This is a genomic window from Streptomyces sp. R41, from assembly GCF_041053055.1.
Taxonomy (GTDB): Bacteria; Actinomycetota; Actinomycetes; order Streptomycetales; family Streptomycetaceae; genus Streptomyces.
The window spans coordinates 10,247,833-10,261,357 of sequence record NZ_CP163443.1 but is presented as its reverse complement, the minus strand read 5'-3'; the positions used below and the strand labels follow the sequence as shown (position 1 = coordinate 10,261,357).

At 70.9% G+C, this 13,525-nt stretch carries 14 protein-coding genes; 12 read left to right on the top strand and 2 right to left on the bottom strand.

Going from position 1 to position 13,525, the window contains the following annotated elements; translation table 11 throughout:
* Positions 1 to 102: 102 nt before the first annotated feature.
* Positions 103 to 732, bottom strand: coding sequence for a DUF6629 family protein (locus AB5J53_RS46775; protein ID WP_369251658.1), 630 nt, complete (start codon positions 730 to 732; stop codon positions 103 to 105).
* A gap of 165 nt (positions 733 to 897) precedes the next feature.
* On the opposite strand from AB5J53_RS46775, the gene AB5J53_RS46770 reads away from it, so the two are divergent.
* A complete protein-coding gene (locus AB5J53_RS46770) occupies positions 898 to 1,854 on the top strand; it encodes an ABC transporter ATP-binding protein (protein WP_369251657.1) in 957 nt (318 codons plus the stop codon).
* Positions 1,773 to 2,606: an ABC transporter permease gene (locus AB5J53_RS46765; RefSeq protein ID WP_369251656.1), complete on the top strand. Its 834-nt coding sequence runs from the start codon at positions 1,773 to 1,775 to the stop codon at positions 2,604 to 2,606. Before AB5J53_RS46770 ends, AB5J53_RS46765 begins: the two co-directional genes overlap by 82 nt.
* 125 nt (positions 2,607 to 2,731) lie before the next feature.
* On the opposite strand, the gene AB5J53_RS46760 is transcribed toward AB5J53_RS46765, so the two are convergent.
* On the bottom strand, positions 2,732 to 4,354 hold the full coding sequence (locus tag AB5J53_RS46760; RefSeq protein WP_369251655.1) for an aminotransferase class V-fold PLP-dependent enzyme: 1,623 nt from the start codon (positions 4,352 to 4,354) through the stop codon (positions 2,732 to 2,734).
* Between the two features lie 222 nt (positions 4,355 to 4,576).
* Between AB5J53_RS46760 and AB5J53_RS46755 the strand changes: the two genes are divergently transcribed.
* From AB5J53_RS46755 to AB5J53_RS46710, 10 genes are all read left to right on the top strand, one after another.
* Positions 4,577 to 4,792 carry a DUF4177 domain-containing protein gene (locus AB5J53_RS46755; protein ID WP_369251654.1) on the top strand — a complete coding sequence of 72 codons (216 nt, stop codon included), beginning with the start codon at positions 4,577 to 4,579 and terminating at the stop codon, positions 4,790 to 4,792.
* 196 nt (positions 4,793 to 4,988) lie between these two features.
* Positions 4,989 to 5,792 carry a VOC family protein gene (locus AB5J53_RS46750; RefSeq protein ID WP_369251653.1) on the top strand — a complete coding sequence of 268 codons (804 nt, stop codon included), beginning with the start codon at positions 4,989 to 4,991 and terminating at the stop codon, positions 5,790 to 5,792.
* 35 nt (positions 5,793 to 5,827) lie between these two features.
* Positions 5,828 to 6,292, top strand: coding sequence for a hypothetical protein (locus AB5J53_RS46745; RefSeq protein ID WP_369251652.1), 465 nt, complete (start codon positions 5,828 to 5,830; stop codon positions 6,290 to 6,292).
* Positions 6,293 to 6,368: 76 nt separating this feature from the next.
* Positions 6,369 to 6,821 carry a Crp/Fnr family transcriptional regulator gene (locus AB5J53_RS46740; protein ID WP_369251651.1) on the top strand — a complete coding sequence of 151 codons (453 nt, stop codon included), beginning with the start codon at positions 6,369 to 6,371 and terminating at the stop codon, positions 6,819 to 6,821.
* Positions 6,822 to 6,888: 67 nt separating this feature from the next.
* Complete coding sequence (locus AB5J53_RS46735; protein ID WP_369251650.1) at positions 6,889 to 7,695, top strand: N-formylglutamate amidohydrolase; 807 nt, start codon at positions 6,889 to 6,891, stop codon at positions 7,693 to 7,695.
* A gap of 73 nt (positions 7,696 to 7,768) precedes the next feature.
* On the top strand, positions 7,769 to 8,593 hold the full coding sequence (locus AB5J53_RS46730) for an amidohydrolase family protein (RefSeq protein ID WP_369251649.1): 825 nt from the start codon (positions 7,769 to 7,771) through the stop codon (positions 8,591 to 8,593).
* 72 nt (positions 8,594 to 8,665) lie between these two features.
* Positions 8,666 to 9,916 carry a DUF4032 domain-containing protein gene (locus AB5J53_RS46725; protein ID WP_369251648.1) on the top strand — a complete coding sequence of 417 codons (1,251 nt, stop codon included), beginning with the start codon at positions 8,666 to 8,668 and terminating at the stop codon, positions 9,914 to 9,916.
* 122 nt (positions 9,917 to 10,038) lie between these two features.
* Positions 10,039 to 11,715, top strand: coding sequence for an FAD-dependent oxidoreductase (locus AB5J53_RS46720; protein ID WP_369251647.1), 1,677 nt, complete (start codon positions 10,039 to 10,041; stop codon positions 11,713 to 11,715).
* Positions 11,712 to 13,154: an ATP-binding protein gene (locus AB5J53_RS46715; protein ID WP_369251646.1), complete on the top strand. Its 1,443-nt coding sequence runs from the start codon at positions 11,712 to 11,714 to the stop codon at positions 13,152 to 13,154. Before AB5J53_RS46720 ends, AB5J53_RS46715 begins: the two co-directional genes overlap by 4 nt.
* Positions 13,151 to 13,501 carry a UBP-type zinc finger domain-containing protein gene (locus AB5J53_RS46710; RefSeq protein ID WP_369251645.1) on the top strand — a complete coding sequence of 117 codons (351 nt, stop codon included), beginning with the start codon at positions 13,151 to 13,153 and terminating at the stop codon, positions 13,499 to 13,501. Before AB5J53_RS46715 ends, AB5J53_RS46710 begins: the two co-directional genes overlap by 4 nt.
* Positions 13,502 to 13,525: the final 24 nt, after the last annotated feature.

The following is a 13,525-nucleotide window of genomic DNA, read 5'->3' as shown; positions in this document are numbered from 1 at the left end:
CTGACACCTTCCTCACATCCGCCTGCGACGCTCGCGGTCATGACCGCTGTGCGCCGGCCCGTGCCCGCGGGCACTACCGTGTGCCCGCCCGTGCCCGGGCCATTACCGCAGTGTGCCCTCCCCTGGCCGCCGGCGTCCGCCCACCCACCCCCAAAGAGCCACCGAGCACACCGCCGCGAACGCACACCACGTGGAGACGAACTCCAGCTCCCACAGCGCCCAGCAGATCAGCGCCCCCACGGCGACCAGGACGCCGAGCAGCAGCAGTCCGCGATCGCCGCAGAGCAACAACGCGCCGACGGTGGCGAGGAGGTAGCCCGCGATGAGCCACTCCGCGTGGGACAGGTCGACGACGTAGCCCACGGTGTGGCCGCGGATCTCGGCCGTGACGGGACGTGCGGCGAGGGCGTACGCGAGTGCCGCCGCGGTCGCGAGGCCGGACACGAGAGGGAACGCCAGCCGGCGCCGGGCGTGCCGCGGCGCCGCGCACACGACACCCACCGGTACCCACACCGCGAGCAGCGGAAGGGCGATCACGGCCCAGGCGACCGTCGCGGGACCACTGCCTCCGCCGGAGTCCCAGACCACGGACTCGATGATCTGGTGGGCGCCGAGCAGCAACGGCAGCGCGGCCGGGAGATCTCCCGTCCTGCGCACCTGCGTCACACAGGCCACTCCGACAGCGGCGATACCGGCACCGGCTGCCAGATCGGCCGTCGCACTCCAACACATCGCGTCACCATGGGTCCGCCGTCACGAGATCCCGCCTTACGGTGCACAACGCTACGGCGCCGGGAAGCGATGCCCGTCGTGGACACGAAAGCCTCCCTTACGTCGTTCATGGCTTTCCTCACGCGCAACGGGTCACGCAAACCATCCCCCTGGCATGCTGCCCCCATGCCGACTCCCATGCGCCCGAGCCCGTCCGCTGCAGCACATGGCCACGTCACCCCGGTCAACGGCCTGCGCGTACAGGCGCGTCGGGTGAGCCGGCAGGTGCGTGGGGCGGGGCGGGTGCTGCAAGAGGTGTCGTTGGATGTCGATCCCGGGCGGCTCACCGTGATCGCGGGGAGCAGCGGGGCGGGCAAGACGATTCTGTTGCAGACGCTGGCGGGGCTGCGCAGGCCGGCCGAGGGTGAGGTACTGCACGACGGAGCTCAACCCGGGCCGCCCGGGCCGGAGTTCGGGTTCGTGCCGCAGGAGGACATCATCCACCGTGAGCTTCCGCTGCACCGGACGCTGGTGTACGCGGCGGGCCTGCGCATGCCTCCGGGACCTCCCGCCGAGAGTGTCGCGGCGAGTGTGGACCGGGTCCTGCAGACCCTCGGCCTGTCCCATCGGGGCGCGACGCCCGTGCGCGCGCTGAGCGGCGGAGAGCGCAAACGGGCCTCCATAGCGGTCGAGTTGCTCACGCGGCCGCGTGTGCTCTTCCTCGACGAGCCGACCTCCGGGCTCGACCCGGTCACCGGGGCGGCCCTGCTGCGGACCCTGCGTGCGCTGGCCGAGGACGGCACCACCGTCGTGCTCACCACCCATGTCCTCGCCGACCTGCTCCGCTGCGACCAGGTGGTGTTCCTCTCTCCCGGCGGCGAGGTCGCGTTCGCCGGTGAACCGGACGCCCTGTGCGGGGCGTTCGGGGTCGGCACGGTCGAGGAGGTGTATGAGGCTGTGGCCGAGGGCGTACGCGTCCCGCAGGCCCCTCCTCAGGAGGTATGCCGACCGGAACCCTCGTCAACTCCCCTGCCGAGGCTCCGCGTTGGTGCCGTACGCCAGTGGGCGCTGTTGACCCGGCGGGTGCGGCCCTGCTGGTGCACAACCGGCTCTCGGTCGCGGTCCTGGCCGGTTCGCCGGTGATGATCGTGGCGATGTTCGCGGTGCTGTTCCGGGCGGGCGCGTTCGACCGTGCGGCGCCGGACCCCGGATCGACCGCGATGATCATGTTCTGGATCGCGTTCGGCGCGTTCTTCTTCGGGCTGACGTACGGGCTGCTCCAGATCTGTACCGAGCTGCCCGTGCTGCGTCGCGAATGGCTGGCGGGGCTGCGGATCGGGCCGTACGTCGCCTCGAAGCTGACCACCATGCTCCCGGTGCTCGCGGTCGCGGACGCCCTGCTGCTGGTCGTGCTGCGGGCTCTGGACCGGCTGCCCTCGGCGGGGTGGGGCACCTACGGCTCGCTGTTCGTGTCGAGCGTGCTGGCCTCGGCGGCCGCCCTGGCGCTGGGGCTGCTGGCGTCGGCAGCGGTGTCCGAGCCCGGGCAGGCGACGCTCATGCTTCCGCTGCTCTGCTTCCCGCAGGTGCTGTTCTCGGGCGCCTTCGTGCCGGTGCCCCGGATGACGGGCGCGGGAGCGGCGATCAGCTGGGCGATGACCAACCGCTGGGCGTTCGAGGCGCTGGGCAGCGGGGTGGGCCTGGAGTCGTTGTGGCGTGGCGGCGGCTCGCCGCTGGGTCCGCCGCTGCTGGATTCGTACGGGGACTCGTTCGGTCATCCGGCGAGCCGCGGTTGGGTGATCCTGACGGCCTTCGCGCTGGTCTTCATGGCGGTGACGTGGGTGGTCCTGGTGCGCAAGTGCCGGGAGGGGACGGTGCGGAGCCGGGAGGGGCGCTGAGTGCTCGCCCGGCAGCCGCGGCTGCCACGTCCTTGAAGTCCCGCCGAAGGGCCGTGAAAGTCCCCGCCGACGGGTGTGCTAAGTCCCCAACGACGGGTCTGCGAAGTCCCCTTTTGGTTCCCGCCTCAGCAGCCCACCCGCGCCGCCAGCCCCGCCGCCCCCGGCACCCGGTCCCGGTAGGTCTCCGCCACGAAGGCCAGGAACGTCTCGATGTCGCTGGGCTGCGACGACAGACCCAGCGAGACGCGCACGGCGCCCGCCGACGGCAGCCGGAGCAGCTCCAAGTAGTCCTCCAGGGAGCCGAGTTGCCTGCGTGCGGCCGAGCGCAGCCGGCTCAGCGGCAGGGCGAACGCCGCTTCTCCGGCGCCCGGGTTGCAGAAGCAGCCGCTGCGCAGGGAGATGCCGCGCGCGGCGCTGTCGCGCGTGACGATCCGCTCGTCGACGATCCGGCCGTCCGCTCCGAGCAGGTTCAGCGCGACCGTGCCGCCGCGGGCCGCCCCGCCGCCGCCCTCGGGGCCGTACACCCGGACCATCGGGGAGCCGTCGCTGTGCCGCAATGTCCGCAGGCCCGCGAGCAGTTGGCCGGTCAGCGCGGTGACATGGGCGTGCACGCGTTCCATGCCGATGCCGTCGATCCACTCCAGCCCGGCGGTCACGTCCGGTATGGACAGGAAGTTCACCGTGCCGTCCTCGAAGGCCGCCTCGTCCTCGGCGAGGACGTGCCACTGCGCCTGGGCGCTGACCGCGTAGATCGTGCCGCCCGAGAACCAGGGGCGACGCAGCTTGGCGAGTGCCTCCCGGCGGGCGATCAGGCTGCCGACGCCGGTGGGATGGCCGAAGACCTTGTACCAGCTGACCACGGTGAAGTCCGGGTGGAACCGGGCCAGGTCCAGGGTGTTGGTCGGTACGAAGGCGGCGGCATCCAGCAGTACGTCGTAGCCGCGTTCCTGGGCCTCGGCGATCCACTCCAGCGGGTGCTGGACACCGGTGAAGTTGCTCTGCGCCGGGTACGCCAGCAGACCGCGCGAGCGAGCGCCGCCATGCCCTTGTCCACGCGAGCGTGTGCCGCCCACACTCCATCGCGGCAGTCCGAGCGAGCGGGCACCGCCAGCTTCCCCCGGCCCGCGCGAGCGAGCGCCACCCGCACGCCCTGGTATCGGTCCACGCAAGCGTGCACCGTCGCGCCCCCGCAGCAGGCCGAGCCCCCTGTCGCGCGCCGACAGTGCGGCTCGCAGTCGCCGCTCGTCGATCCGCAGGCCGGGCCCGCCCACCGGCACATAGGCCGTCGCGGCTCCCCGCGCCCGCGCGTACTCGCGCAGCCCGTTCACCGAGTTGTGGTTGTCCAGCGACATCACCAGTCTGCTGCCGCGCGCGAACGGATACGCCTCGCCGACCAGGCGCAGGGCTCCGGTCGCATTGGGGGTGAAGATGACGGCGTACTCGGCGGGGTCGGCGTTGAAGTGCCGCAGGACCGCTCGGCGGGCCTCGGCAAGCAGTTGCCCTGAGGCGCGGGAAGCCGGACTCTCGGAGTGCGGGTTGCCGAATAATCCGCCGGTGATCCGCTCGGCGCTCCCCGTGACGAGCGAGCGCGGAGGGAGTCCGGCGCCCGTGTGGTCGAGGTAGGTGTGCCCGCCCTCGTCGAGGTAGCCGAACTCTCGAGCCCGCAACTCGGCGAAGCCGCCCTTCCCGACCGCGCCGGAGGTGTCTCCGGCGCCGCCTATGTGGCCCGTGGTCCGTGCCTTTCCCATCGTTCCCCCTCCGCCCGGCCGGTCCCGTCCCCTGCCCGACGGACCGGCTGCCGACCGGCCCTCATCATCCGCCGGCGCGGTCCATGCGACAGGACTTCCCAACAATCGCTGAAGCCTCAACAAAGCCCTGTCTCAGGCGGGCCCCTCCCCTGTGCCGCGGCGTCGATGAGTGATTGGGTGGGCCCGGCCACGCCAATCGAACCGCAGGAGAGCGTCACAGCCATGAGCAGCCCCTACACGTACGAGTACAAGGTCGTCACCTTCCGGGAGTCGCTGATCGGCGACGCGCTGGACAGCGGCAAGCTGGAGAAGGTCCTGAACAAGCACGCCGAGGACGGGTGGGCGCTGAAGGCGATCACCTCCGCCGACGTCAAGGGCCGCATAGGTCCCGGCGCGGTCGAGGGGCTGCTGCTGACCCTGGAGCGACCGCGCCGGTAGCCCACTGTGGTGCGCGGTGTGCCGAGGCGAGGGATGCTGTAGCTGATGGGACAGCGGATCCGCAGGTGCTACTGATGCCGTCGGAGGCCTTCCGGCCCGGGAGGCCTCTCACGGCTGGGTTGGTCCCGGAGACCTGGCGAAGGCCTGGCACCCGCTCCCGACCGCTGCCGGCCAGTGATGTCAGGACGGTACGGCAATGAAGAGCGACGGAACGCTTCGCAGTGAGGTCCTCACCAGTCACTCGGTGTTCGGCGCACCGTGCTGGGTCAGTCTGTCCACGCGTGATCTGAAGGCCGCGGAGGCCTTCTACCATGCGGTGCTGGGCTGGAGCTGGCACTCGGGCCGCAAGATGGGCGACCAGTACCGGATCGCGCGCGTGAACGGAGTCCCCGTCGCGGGAGTCGCTCAGGTCGACTTCGTCGCGAAGACGGCTGTCGCTTGGACCCCCTACTTCGCCGTGGCCAGCGCGGACGAGACGGTGGCCCGCAGCCAGGAACGCGGCGGTACGACCGCCGTGGGGCCGATCTCGTTCCCGCCGGGGCGGGCGGCTCTGCTGGCCGACCGGGACGGAGCGGTGTTCGGTATCTGGGAGGGCGAGCTGGTGGCCGGCTGGGAGACATGGCGGCGCGCGGCACCGGCCTTCATTCGGCTGCACACCCGCGACGCCTTCGACGCCGCCATGTTCTACGGGCAGGTCCTGGGCTGGGCGACCTCGGAGCCCGGATGCTGCGAAGTCGACTACGAGGAGAACGAGGTCGTGCTGCGCAGCCAGGGGGACGTCGTGGCCCGGATCCACTCGGGTGCGGTGGGGGCGGCGCCCGATCCCACCATCAGGCCGCACTGGCAGATCCACTTCGCGGTCCCGGACGTGGAGGCTTGCGCCCGTGCCGCGCGGGCGCACGGCGGCACGGCCCACCAACAGGGAGTCGGCTCGACGGAGGCGGTCCTCAGCGACCCCGACGGGGCGCACTTCACCGTGACCTCCAAGATCGGCGAGTAGCTCAGACCCCGGCCGCCGGCATTCTGGCGCTGGGCGTGCTCGGTCTCGTAGCGCTCGTGGCGATCGCCGTCCTGCTGCCGGCCTCGCGTCCGCAGGAGAGGCATGCGGCGTACGGGTCCGCTCCCGACGTCCGCCGGTTCGCCGTCCTGCCGGCCACCACCGCGCTGTCCGTGACCGGGGCCTTCGCGGGGGGCCGTCGCCATGCTGATGCTGCTCGGGCGCGTCGGTGGGCCCGGTTTTCATGGCCACGCATAGTCAGGTGCTCCCTGTCGCGCCGGCGGACGGTGGTGGCGCTCGCGGCGAATTCGGCGGCTTTCAACGCGGGCGTCGCGGCGGGCGCGCTGACCGGGGGCGCGCTGCTGTCCGCCGTCGGGGAGCGCGGCACCTTTCTGTTCGGCGGGCTGCGGACCCTCGGGGTACTGACGTGGCCCGTGCACACGCCTCCGGACGAAGTCGCCTCGCCCACGACGCGACGGAAGCCGCGGATCGGGCTCCAATAGAGGGTGACGGGATACAACCGGTACGACAGGTGCCGCCGAACCCCGCGTTCCCGCGGCGGCGCGATGGAGGTCCGCGATGCCCACTGCTCTCCGGCTCCTGCCCGCCCTCTCCCCCGACCATCGCGAACGGCTGATGAGCGTGGCCCGCGAGGTCTCGTTCCCCGCGGACGGAAGGATCTTCGAGGCAGGAGGGGTCGCGGACCGTTTCTGGGTGATCCGCTCCGGCACGGTCTCACTGTTCCAGCAGGTGATCGCGAACAGACGGATCTCCGTCGCGACGCTGGGGCCCGGTGACCTGCTCGGCTGGTCGTGGTTGTTCCGGCCCCACACGTGGGACTTCGGCGCCGAGGCCTTCAGCCCCGTACGCGCCTACGAGTTCGACGCCGCTCAGGTGCGGACACTCTTCGACGCGGATCCGACGCTGGAGCTGTCCCTGACCCGGACGGTCGGCGCCATCCTGGCCCACCGGCTGGAAACGACACGAGCGGCGCTGATCGAGCACTACGCACGCCACGGCGGTAACGGATGAGGGCAGGCACCCCGGCACGTCCCCCGGGCAAGCCCGCGCGCAAGCCCGGCTGGGATAGGAATCTCGTATGGACGACACCCTGGATGCCCTGGACTCCTTCGAACTCCTCCCCGGCGCGGCCCACTCGCCCGTGATCCTGCATGTCCCGCACTCCTCGCGGCGGATGCCCGCTCCGGTGCGCGAGGGTATCGCTCTCGACGACGCGGCGCTGGAGAGCGAGTTGGACCACATCACGGACGCGCACACCGCGGAGCTCGCCGCGGCCGTGGCCGAGGAGGCCGGGGTCACGCCGTGGCGGTTCGTCAACCGGCTGTCCCGGCTGGTGGTCGACCCCGAGCGGTTCCCCGACGAACGGGAGGAGATGCTGGCCGTGGGGATGGGCGCGGTCTACACGCGGACCACGCACCGGGCGCCGCTGCGGCCCAAGGACGACGACCCGCGTCCGCTGATCGACCGTTACTTCCACCCGTACGCACGGGCGATGACGGCGGCGGTGGCCGACAGGCTGGCCGCGACCGGGCAGGCCGTGATCATCGACGTCCACTCGTATCCGACGGCTCGGTTGCCGTACGAGCTGCACGGCGACGGACCGCGGCCGCCGATCTGTGTGGGAACCGACTCCTTTCACACGCCGCCCGAGCTGGTGACCTTCGCGGAGAAGGCGTTCGCGGGCGTGGGGGGTGTGGGGATCGACAGCCCGTTCTCCGGGGCGTACGTACCGCTGCGGTACTACGAGAGGGAGCCGCGGGTGACCGCCCTGATGGTGGAGATCCGTCGGGACACCTACATGACCGAACCGGGAGGCCCGCCGGGTCCGGGTTTCTCGCGCCTCGTCTCGGCGCTGACGGCTCTGGTCGATTCCGTGCACTGCTAGCCGGCCGACGCGAGCACCCCTACGATCCGGGTAAGCAAACGCTTAGTCTTGGCCTCAGGGAGGGCACGGGATCATGCCGGTCGTCGACGCGTGGATGCAGCACCCCACACTCCGCCACTCCAACCACGAGATGTTCGAGTCGCTGCGCCGCTGGACGGGCATGGAGCTACTCAAGGAACCGCTGCCGGTCAAGGCCACGGTGGCCGCGCTGGCTGCCGCCGACGTGGAGATCGGCCTTTCCGCGGCCTGGTACGGCCCGCAGGGACCGCTCATCAGCAACGACGAGGTCGCCGAGTTCGTCGACCGGTCCGACGGGCGGCTGCGCGGCGTGGCGGGCGTCGATCTGACCAAGCCGGTGGCGGCCGTGCGGGAGCTGCGGCGGGCCGTCGAGGAGCTGGGCTTCGTGGCGCTGAGGATCGTGCCGTGGCTGTGGCAGCTGCCGCCCACCGACCGGCTCTACTACCCGCTGTACGCCGCCTGCGTCGAACTCGGCGTCCCCTTCTGCACCCAGGTCGGGCACACCGGACCGCTGCGCCCCTCCGAGACAGGCCGGCCCATCCCGTACATCGACCAGGTCGCGCTCGACTTCCCCGAACTGACCATCGTCTGCGGGCACATCGGCTACCCATGGACCATCGAGATGATCGCCGTGGCCGACAAGCACGCGAACGTCTTCATCGACACCAGCGCCTACACCGCGCGCCGCTACCCGCCCGAACTGGTGGAGTATCTGCGCGGCAGGGGACGGCGGAAGGTTCTCTTCGGCACCAACTACCCCATGATCACGCCGGCTCGGGCACTGGAACACCTCCCCGACCTGCGCCTGGACGACGAGACCACCGAGCTGTTCCTGTCGGGCAATGCCCGCCGCGTCTTCCACCTCCCGGACCAGTCGTAGATGCTGGAGCCGGACATCGTGCGACCCCGAGGTCCGGACCGCGTTTCGACCCTGAGGTGAGGCAGCCCAGTAATGGCTTTGCAGATCAGCGCCACCAACCCCGAGCATCCCGCGCTCCTGCTCGCACTGCCCTGGCAGCTGCCCCTGGAGGAATGGCCCGAGCACCATCTGGTGCCGCTGCCGCGCGGCATCTCGCGGCACGTGGTGCGCTACGCGCGCGCCGGGGACGAGGTGGTGGCCGTCAAGGAACTCGCCGAGCGGCCCGCCGTGCGCGAGTACGAGCTGCTGCGCAGCCTGGACCGGCTCGGCATCCCCGCGGTCGATCCGCTCGCCGTGGTGACGGGGCGCACCGACGCCGAGGGCGCGCCGCTGGAGCCCGTACTGATCACCCGGCACCTGGGCGGCTCCATGCCGTACCGGTCGATGTTCGAGACAACGATGCGGCCGGCCACCATGCACCGGCTGATGGACGCGCTGGCCGTGCTCCTGGTGCGGCTGCATCTGGCAGGGTTCGCGTGGGGCGACTGCTCACTGTCGAACACGCTGTTCCGGCGTGACGCCGGGGCGTACGCGGCGTATCTGGTGGACGCCGAGACCGGGGATCTCCACCCTCAACTCAGCAACGGACAGCGCGAGTACGACCTCGATCTCGCCCGGGTCAACATCAGCGGCGAGCTGCTGGACCTGGAGGCGTCCGGCGCCCTGCACCCCTCGGTGGACCCGATCGAGTTCGGCATGGAGATCTGCGCGCGCTACCGGGGCCTGTGGGAGGAGCTGACCCGCACCTCCGTGTACCCGGCGGGCAAGTACCACTACATCGACCGCCGCATACGCCGCCTCAACGACCTCGGTTTCGACGTCGCCGAGATGCAGATAGCGCACTCCGCGGGCGGCGACACCGTCACCTTCGTGCCCAAGGTCGTCGACGCGGGCCACCATCAGCGCCAGCTGCTGCGGCTCACGGGGCTCGACACCGAGGAGAACCAGGCGCGCCGGCTCCTGAACGACCTGGAGAGCTGGATGGCCACCCAGGACGACTACGCACCCGGAGACCCCCTCGCCGCCCGCCCGGAGGTACTGGCCCACCGGTGGGTGCGGGACGTGTTCCGGCCGACCGTCCGGGCCGTGCCGCCCGACCTACGCGGCTCCGTGGACCCGGCCGAGCTGTACCACGAGCTCCTCGAACACCGCTGGTTCCTGTCCGAGCGCGCCCAGCACGACATCGGCCTGGACACGGCCGTCGAGGACTACGTCACGCACATCCTCCCCAAGGTCCGCGACGCCCTGCCGCCACGGGCCGACGCCCCCGCGTCACCCGCGTGAGAACCCGGTTCCTGAGCAAAGGTGACCGATCGTACATACGATTGAAGCCTGTACCGGCCGAACGGCTCGCCGCGGCGTCCGCGCGGCCGTGACGAAACTGACCTGCTCGGGGTGGGAGACGTATGGCACAGGCCGCCAGTCAGGCGCGGACCGTCATTCTGACCGTCGATGACGATCCCGGGGTGTCGCGCGCCGTCGCCCGCGACCTGCGGCGCCGCTACGGCGAGGCGCACCGGATCGTGCGCGCCGAGTCCGGGGATGCCGCGATGGACGCGCTGCGGGAGCTGAAGCTGCGCGGGGACCAGGTGGCGGTGATCCTCGCCGATTACCGGATGCCGCAGATGAACGGCATCGAGTTCCTGGAGCAGGCGCTCGACGTGTATCCGGGCGCGCGACGGGTGCTGCTGACCGCGTACGCGGACACGAACGCGGCGATCGACGCGATCAACGTCATCGACCTGGATCACTACCTGCTCAAGCCGTGGGATCCGCCGGAGGAGAAGCTCTATCCGGTCGTGGACGATCTGCTGGACGCGTGGCGGGCCAGCGACTACCGGCCCGTGCCGACCTGCAAGGTGGTCGGGCACCGGTGGTCGGCACGTTCGTCGGGCGTACGGGAGTTCCTGGCCCGCAACCAGGTGCCCTACCGCTGGTACTCGTCCGACACCCCGGAGGGGCAGCGGCTGCTGTCGGCCGCCGGGCAGGACGGGGAGCGGCTGCCGCTGGTGATCACACCGGACGGTACGCCGCTGGTGGAGCCGGAGGATCCGGATCTGGCGACCCATGTGGGGCTGGCCACGACGCCGACGGAGGAGTTCTACGACCTCGTCGTCATCGGCGGCGGTCCGGCGGGGCTCGGGGCGGCGGTGTACGGCGCGTCCGAGGGGCTGCGGACCGTGCTCGTGGAGCGGTCCGCGACCGGAGGACAGGCGGGGCAGAGCTCGCGGATCGAGAACTACCTCGGCTTCCCCGACGGCGTGTCCGGGGCTCAGCTCACCGACCGCGCGCGACGGCAGGCGTCGAAGTTCGGCGCCGAGATCCTCACCGCGCGCGAGGTGACCGGGCTCGAGGTCACCGGGCCGTCGCGGACCATCCGCTTCTCCGACGGCTCCGCGATCGCCGCGCACTCGGTGATCCTGGCGACCGGTGTGTCCTACCGGCAGCTGGAGGCTCCGGGGCTCGCGGACCTGACCGGGTGCGGGGTCTTCTACGGTTCGGCGCTGACCGAGGCGGCCGCCTGCCAGGGCCACGACGTGTACATCGTGGGCGGGGCGAACTCGGCCGGGCAGGCCGCCATGTACCTGGCGCGGGGCGCGAAGTCCGTCACCATCCTCGTCCGCGGCTCCTCGCTGTCCGCGTCGATGTCGCACTACCTGATCCGGCAGATCGACCAAGCGCCCAACATCACGGTGCGCACCGGCACGGTCGTCGAGGCCGCGCACGGCTCGGACCATCTGGAACAGCTCACGCTGCGCGATGTGGCGAGCGGGCACACCGAACTCGTCGACGCGCAGTGGATGTTCGTGTTCATCGGCGCGGCGCCGCTCACCGACTGGCTGGAGGGGACCGTGCTCAGGGACGCGCGCGGATTCATCATGGCCGGCCCGGACATGACGCCCGACGGGCAGCCGCCCGCGAGCTGGGAGCTGGACCGGCCGCCGTACCACCTGGAGACCAATGTGCCCGGTGTGTTCGTGGCCGGCGACGCGCGCGCCGAGTCCGCGAAGCGGGTCGCGTCCGCGGTCGGAGAGGGAGCCATGGCCGTCATGCTCGTCCACCGTTATCTGGAGCAGTCATGAGCGGGCAGCCGATGCCGTGCAGCCCGGCGGAGCTCAGCACACTGTTCCTCTTCGAGAAGCTCGACGCCGACCAGCTCGGCCGCCTCTGCCGGGAAGGCCGGGTGGAACTGTTCGAGCCCGGCTATGTGTACCAGGAGGGCGAGCCGGCCACCTGCTTCTTCGTGCTTCTCGAAGGCACGATCGTGATGTCGCGCCGGGTCGGCGGCGACGACGTGGAGATCAGCCGCACCTCCCAGCGCGGGGTGTACGCGGGAGCCATGCAGGCCTATCTGGCCACACCGGACCACGCCCGCTACAAGGGCTCCGCACGGGTCACCGAGCCCTCGCGGTTCTTCGTCCTGCCCGCCGAGACGTTCTCCGCGATCCTGCGGGATTGGTATCCCATGGCCGTCCATCTGCTGGAAGGGCTGTTCTTCGGCAGCCAGAACACCCAGCGGGCGATCGGCCAGCGCGAGCGGCTGCTGGCGCTCGGCTCACTGTCGGCCGGGCTGACGCACGAGCTCAACAACCCCGCCGCGGCGGCGGTTCGGGCCACGTCCGCGCTGCGGGAGCGGGTCGCCAAGATGCGGCAGAAGCTCGGGGCGATCGCCGCGGGCCCGTACAAACGCGACACGCTCGAAACGCTCGTCGAGATCCAGGAGCGCACCGCCGAGCAGGTCGCCAAGGCGACTCCGCTCACCCCGCTCGAAGCCTCCGACCGGGAGGACGCCCTCGCCGACTGGCTCGACGACCACGACATCGCGGGCGGCTGGCAGTTGGCACCGACGTTCGTGCAGGCGGGCCTCGACACGGACTGGCTGGACCAGGTCGCCGCGGCCGTGGACGAGGAGACGCTCCAAGGCGCGGTCCACTGGCTGAACTACACCGTGGAGACCGAGCTCCTCATGAACGAGATCGAGGACTCCACATCCCGAATCTCGCACCTCGTGGACGCGGCCAAGCAGTACTCACAGATCGACCGCGCGCCCTACCAGGTCGCCGACGTGCACGAACTGCTGGACAGCACACTGATGATGCTCTCTGGGAAGATGGGCTCCGGCATCAAGGTCGTCAAGGAGTACGACCGTACGCTGCCCCCGATTCCCGCCTATCCGAGCGAGTTGAACCAGGTATGGACCAACCTCATCGACAACGCCGTCTCGGCGATGGACGGCGAGGGGACACTGACGGTGCGCACCGCGCTCGACAGGGACCAATTGCTCGTCGAATTCCGTGACACGGGACCCGGGGTGCCCGCGGAGATCCGCGACCGCATCTTCGACCCGTTCTTCACCACCAAGCCAGTGGGTGAGGGCACCGGGCTGGGCCTGGACATCTCCTGGCGGATCGTCGCCAACAAGCACCACGGAAGCATCCACGTGGAGTCCGCGCCCGGCGACACCCGTTTCCAGGTACGCCTTCCCCTGACCGCCACGGACACCTCCGAGGAGCCGTCATGACCACGCCCACCGGAATCGACCCCGCCGTTCCTCCGAGCGGTACCGGCTGCACCGAGTGCGACGCCGTCGGCGGATGGTGGTTCCATCTGCGGCGCTGTGCCCAGTGCGGTCACATCGGCTGTTGCGACGACTCTCCCGCGAAGCACGCCACCGCACACGCGCAGAGCACCGGGCATCCCATCATCCAAAGCTTCGAACCCGGCGAGAACTGGTTCTGGAACTACGAGACCTCCGAGCTGTACGAGTCCGGGCCCGACCTCGCTCCCCCGCTGAGCCACCCGGCCGACCAGCCCACGCCCGGCCCCGCCGGACGGGTGCCCGCGAACTGGGCCGAGACACTGCGCTGACGGGAACAACGCGTCCGAGCGGTG

Bases quoted from the DNA above. Each gene is read 5' to 3' on its own strand.
- AB5J53_RS46755 (WP_369251654.1), top strand. From the start codon at position 4,577: ATGAGCAGCCCCTACACGTACGAGTACAAGGTCGTCACCTTCCGGGAG.
- AB5J53_RS46735 (WP_369251650.1), top strand. From the start codon at position 6,889: ATGGACGACACCCTGGATGCCCTGGACTCCTTCGAACTCCTCCCCGGC.
- AB5J53_RS46770 (WP_369251657.1), top strand. From the start codon at position 898: ATGCCGACTCCCATGCGCCCGAGCCCGTCCGCTGCAGCACATGGCCAC.
- AB5J53_RS46730 (WP_369251649.1), top strand. From the start codon at position 7,769: ATGCCGGTCGTCGACGCGTGGATGCAGCACCCCACACTCCGCCACTCC.
- AB5J53_RS46720 (WP_369251647.1), top strand. From the start codon at position 10,039: ATGGCACAGGCCGCCAGTCAGGCGCGGACCGTCATTCTGACCGTCGAT.
- AB5J53_RS46715 (WP_369251646.1), top strand. From the start codon at position 11,712: ATGAGCGGGCAGCCGATGCCGTGCAGCCCGGCGGAGCTCAGCACACTG.
- AB5J53_RS46725 (WP_369251648.1), top strand. From the start codon at position 8,666: ATGGCTTTGCAGATCAGCGCCACCAACCCCGAGCATCCCGCGCTCCTG.
- AB5J53_RS46710 (WP_369251645.1), top strand. From the start codon at position 13,151: ATGACCACGCCCACCGGAATCGACCCCGCCGTTCCTCCGAGCGGTACC.
- AB5J53_RS46760 (WP_369251655.1), bottom strand. From the start codon at position 4,354: ATGGGAAAGGCACGGACCACGGGCCACATAGGCGGCGCCGGAGACACC.
- AB5J53_RS46740 (WP_369251651.1), top strand. From the start codon at position 6,369: ATGCCCACTGCTCTCCGGCTCCTGCCCGCCCTCTCCCCCGACCATCGC.
- AB5J53_RS46775 (WP_369251658.1), bottom strand. From the start codon at position 732: ATGTGTTGGAGTGCGACGGCCGATCTGGCAGCCGGTGCCGGTATCGCC.
- AB5J53_RS46750 (WP_369251653.1), top strand. From the start codon at position 4,989: ATGAAGAGCGACGGAACGCTTCGCAGTGAGGTCCTCACCAGTCACTCG.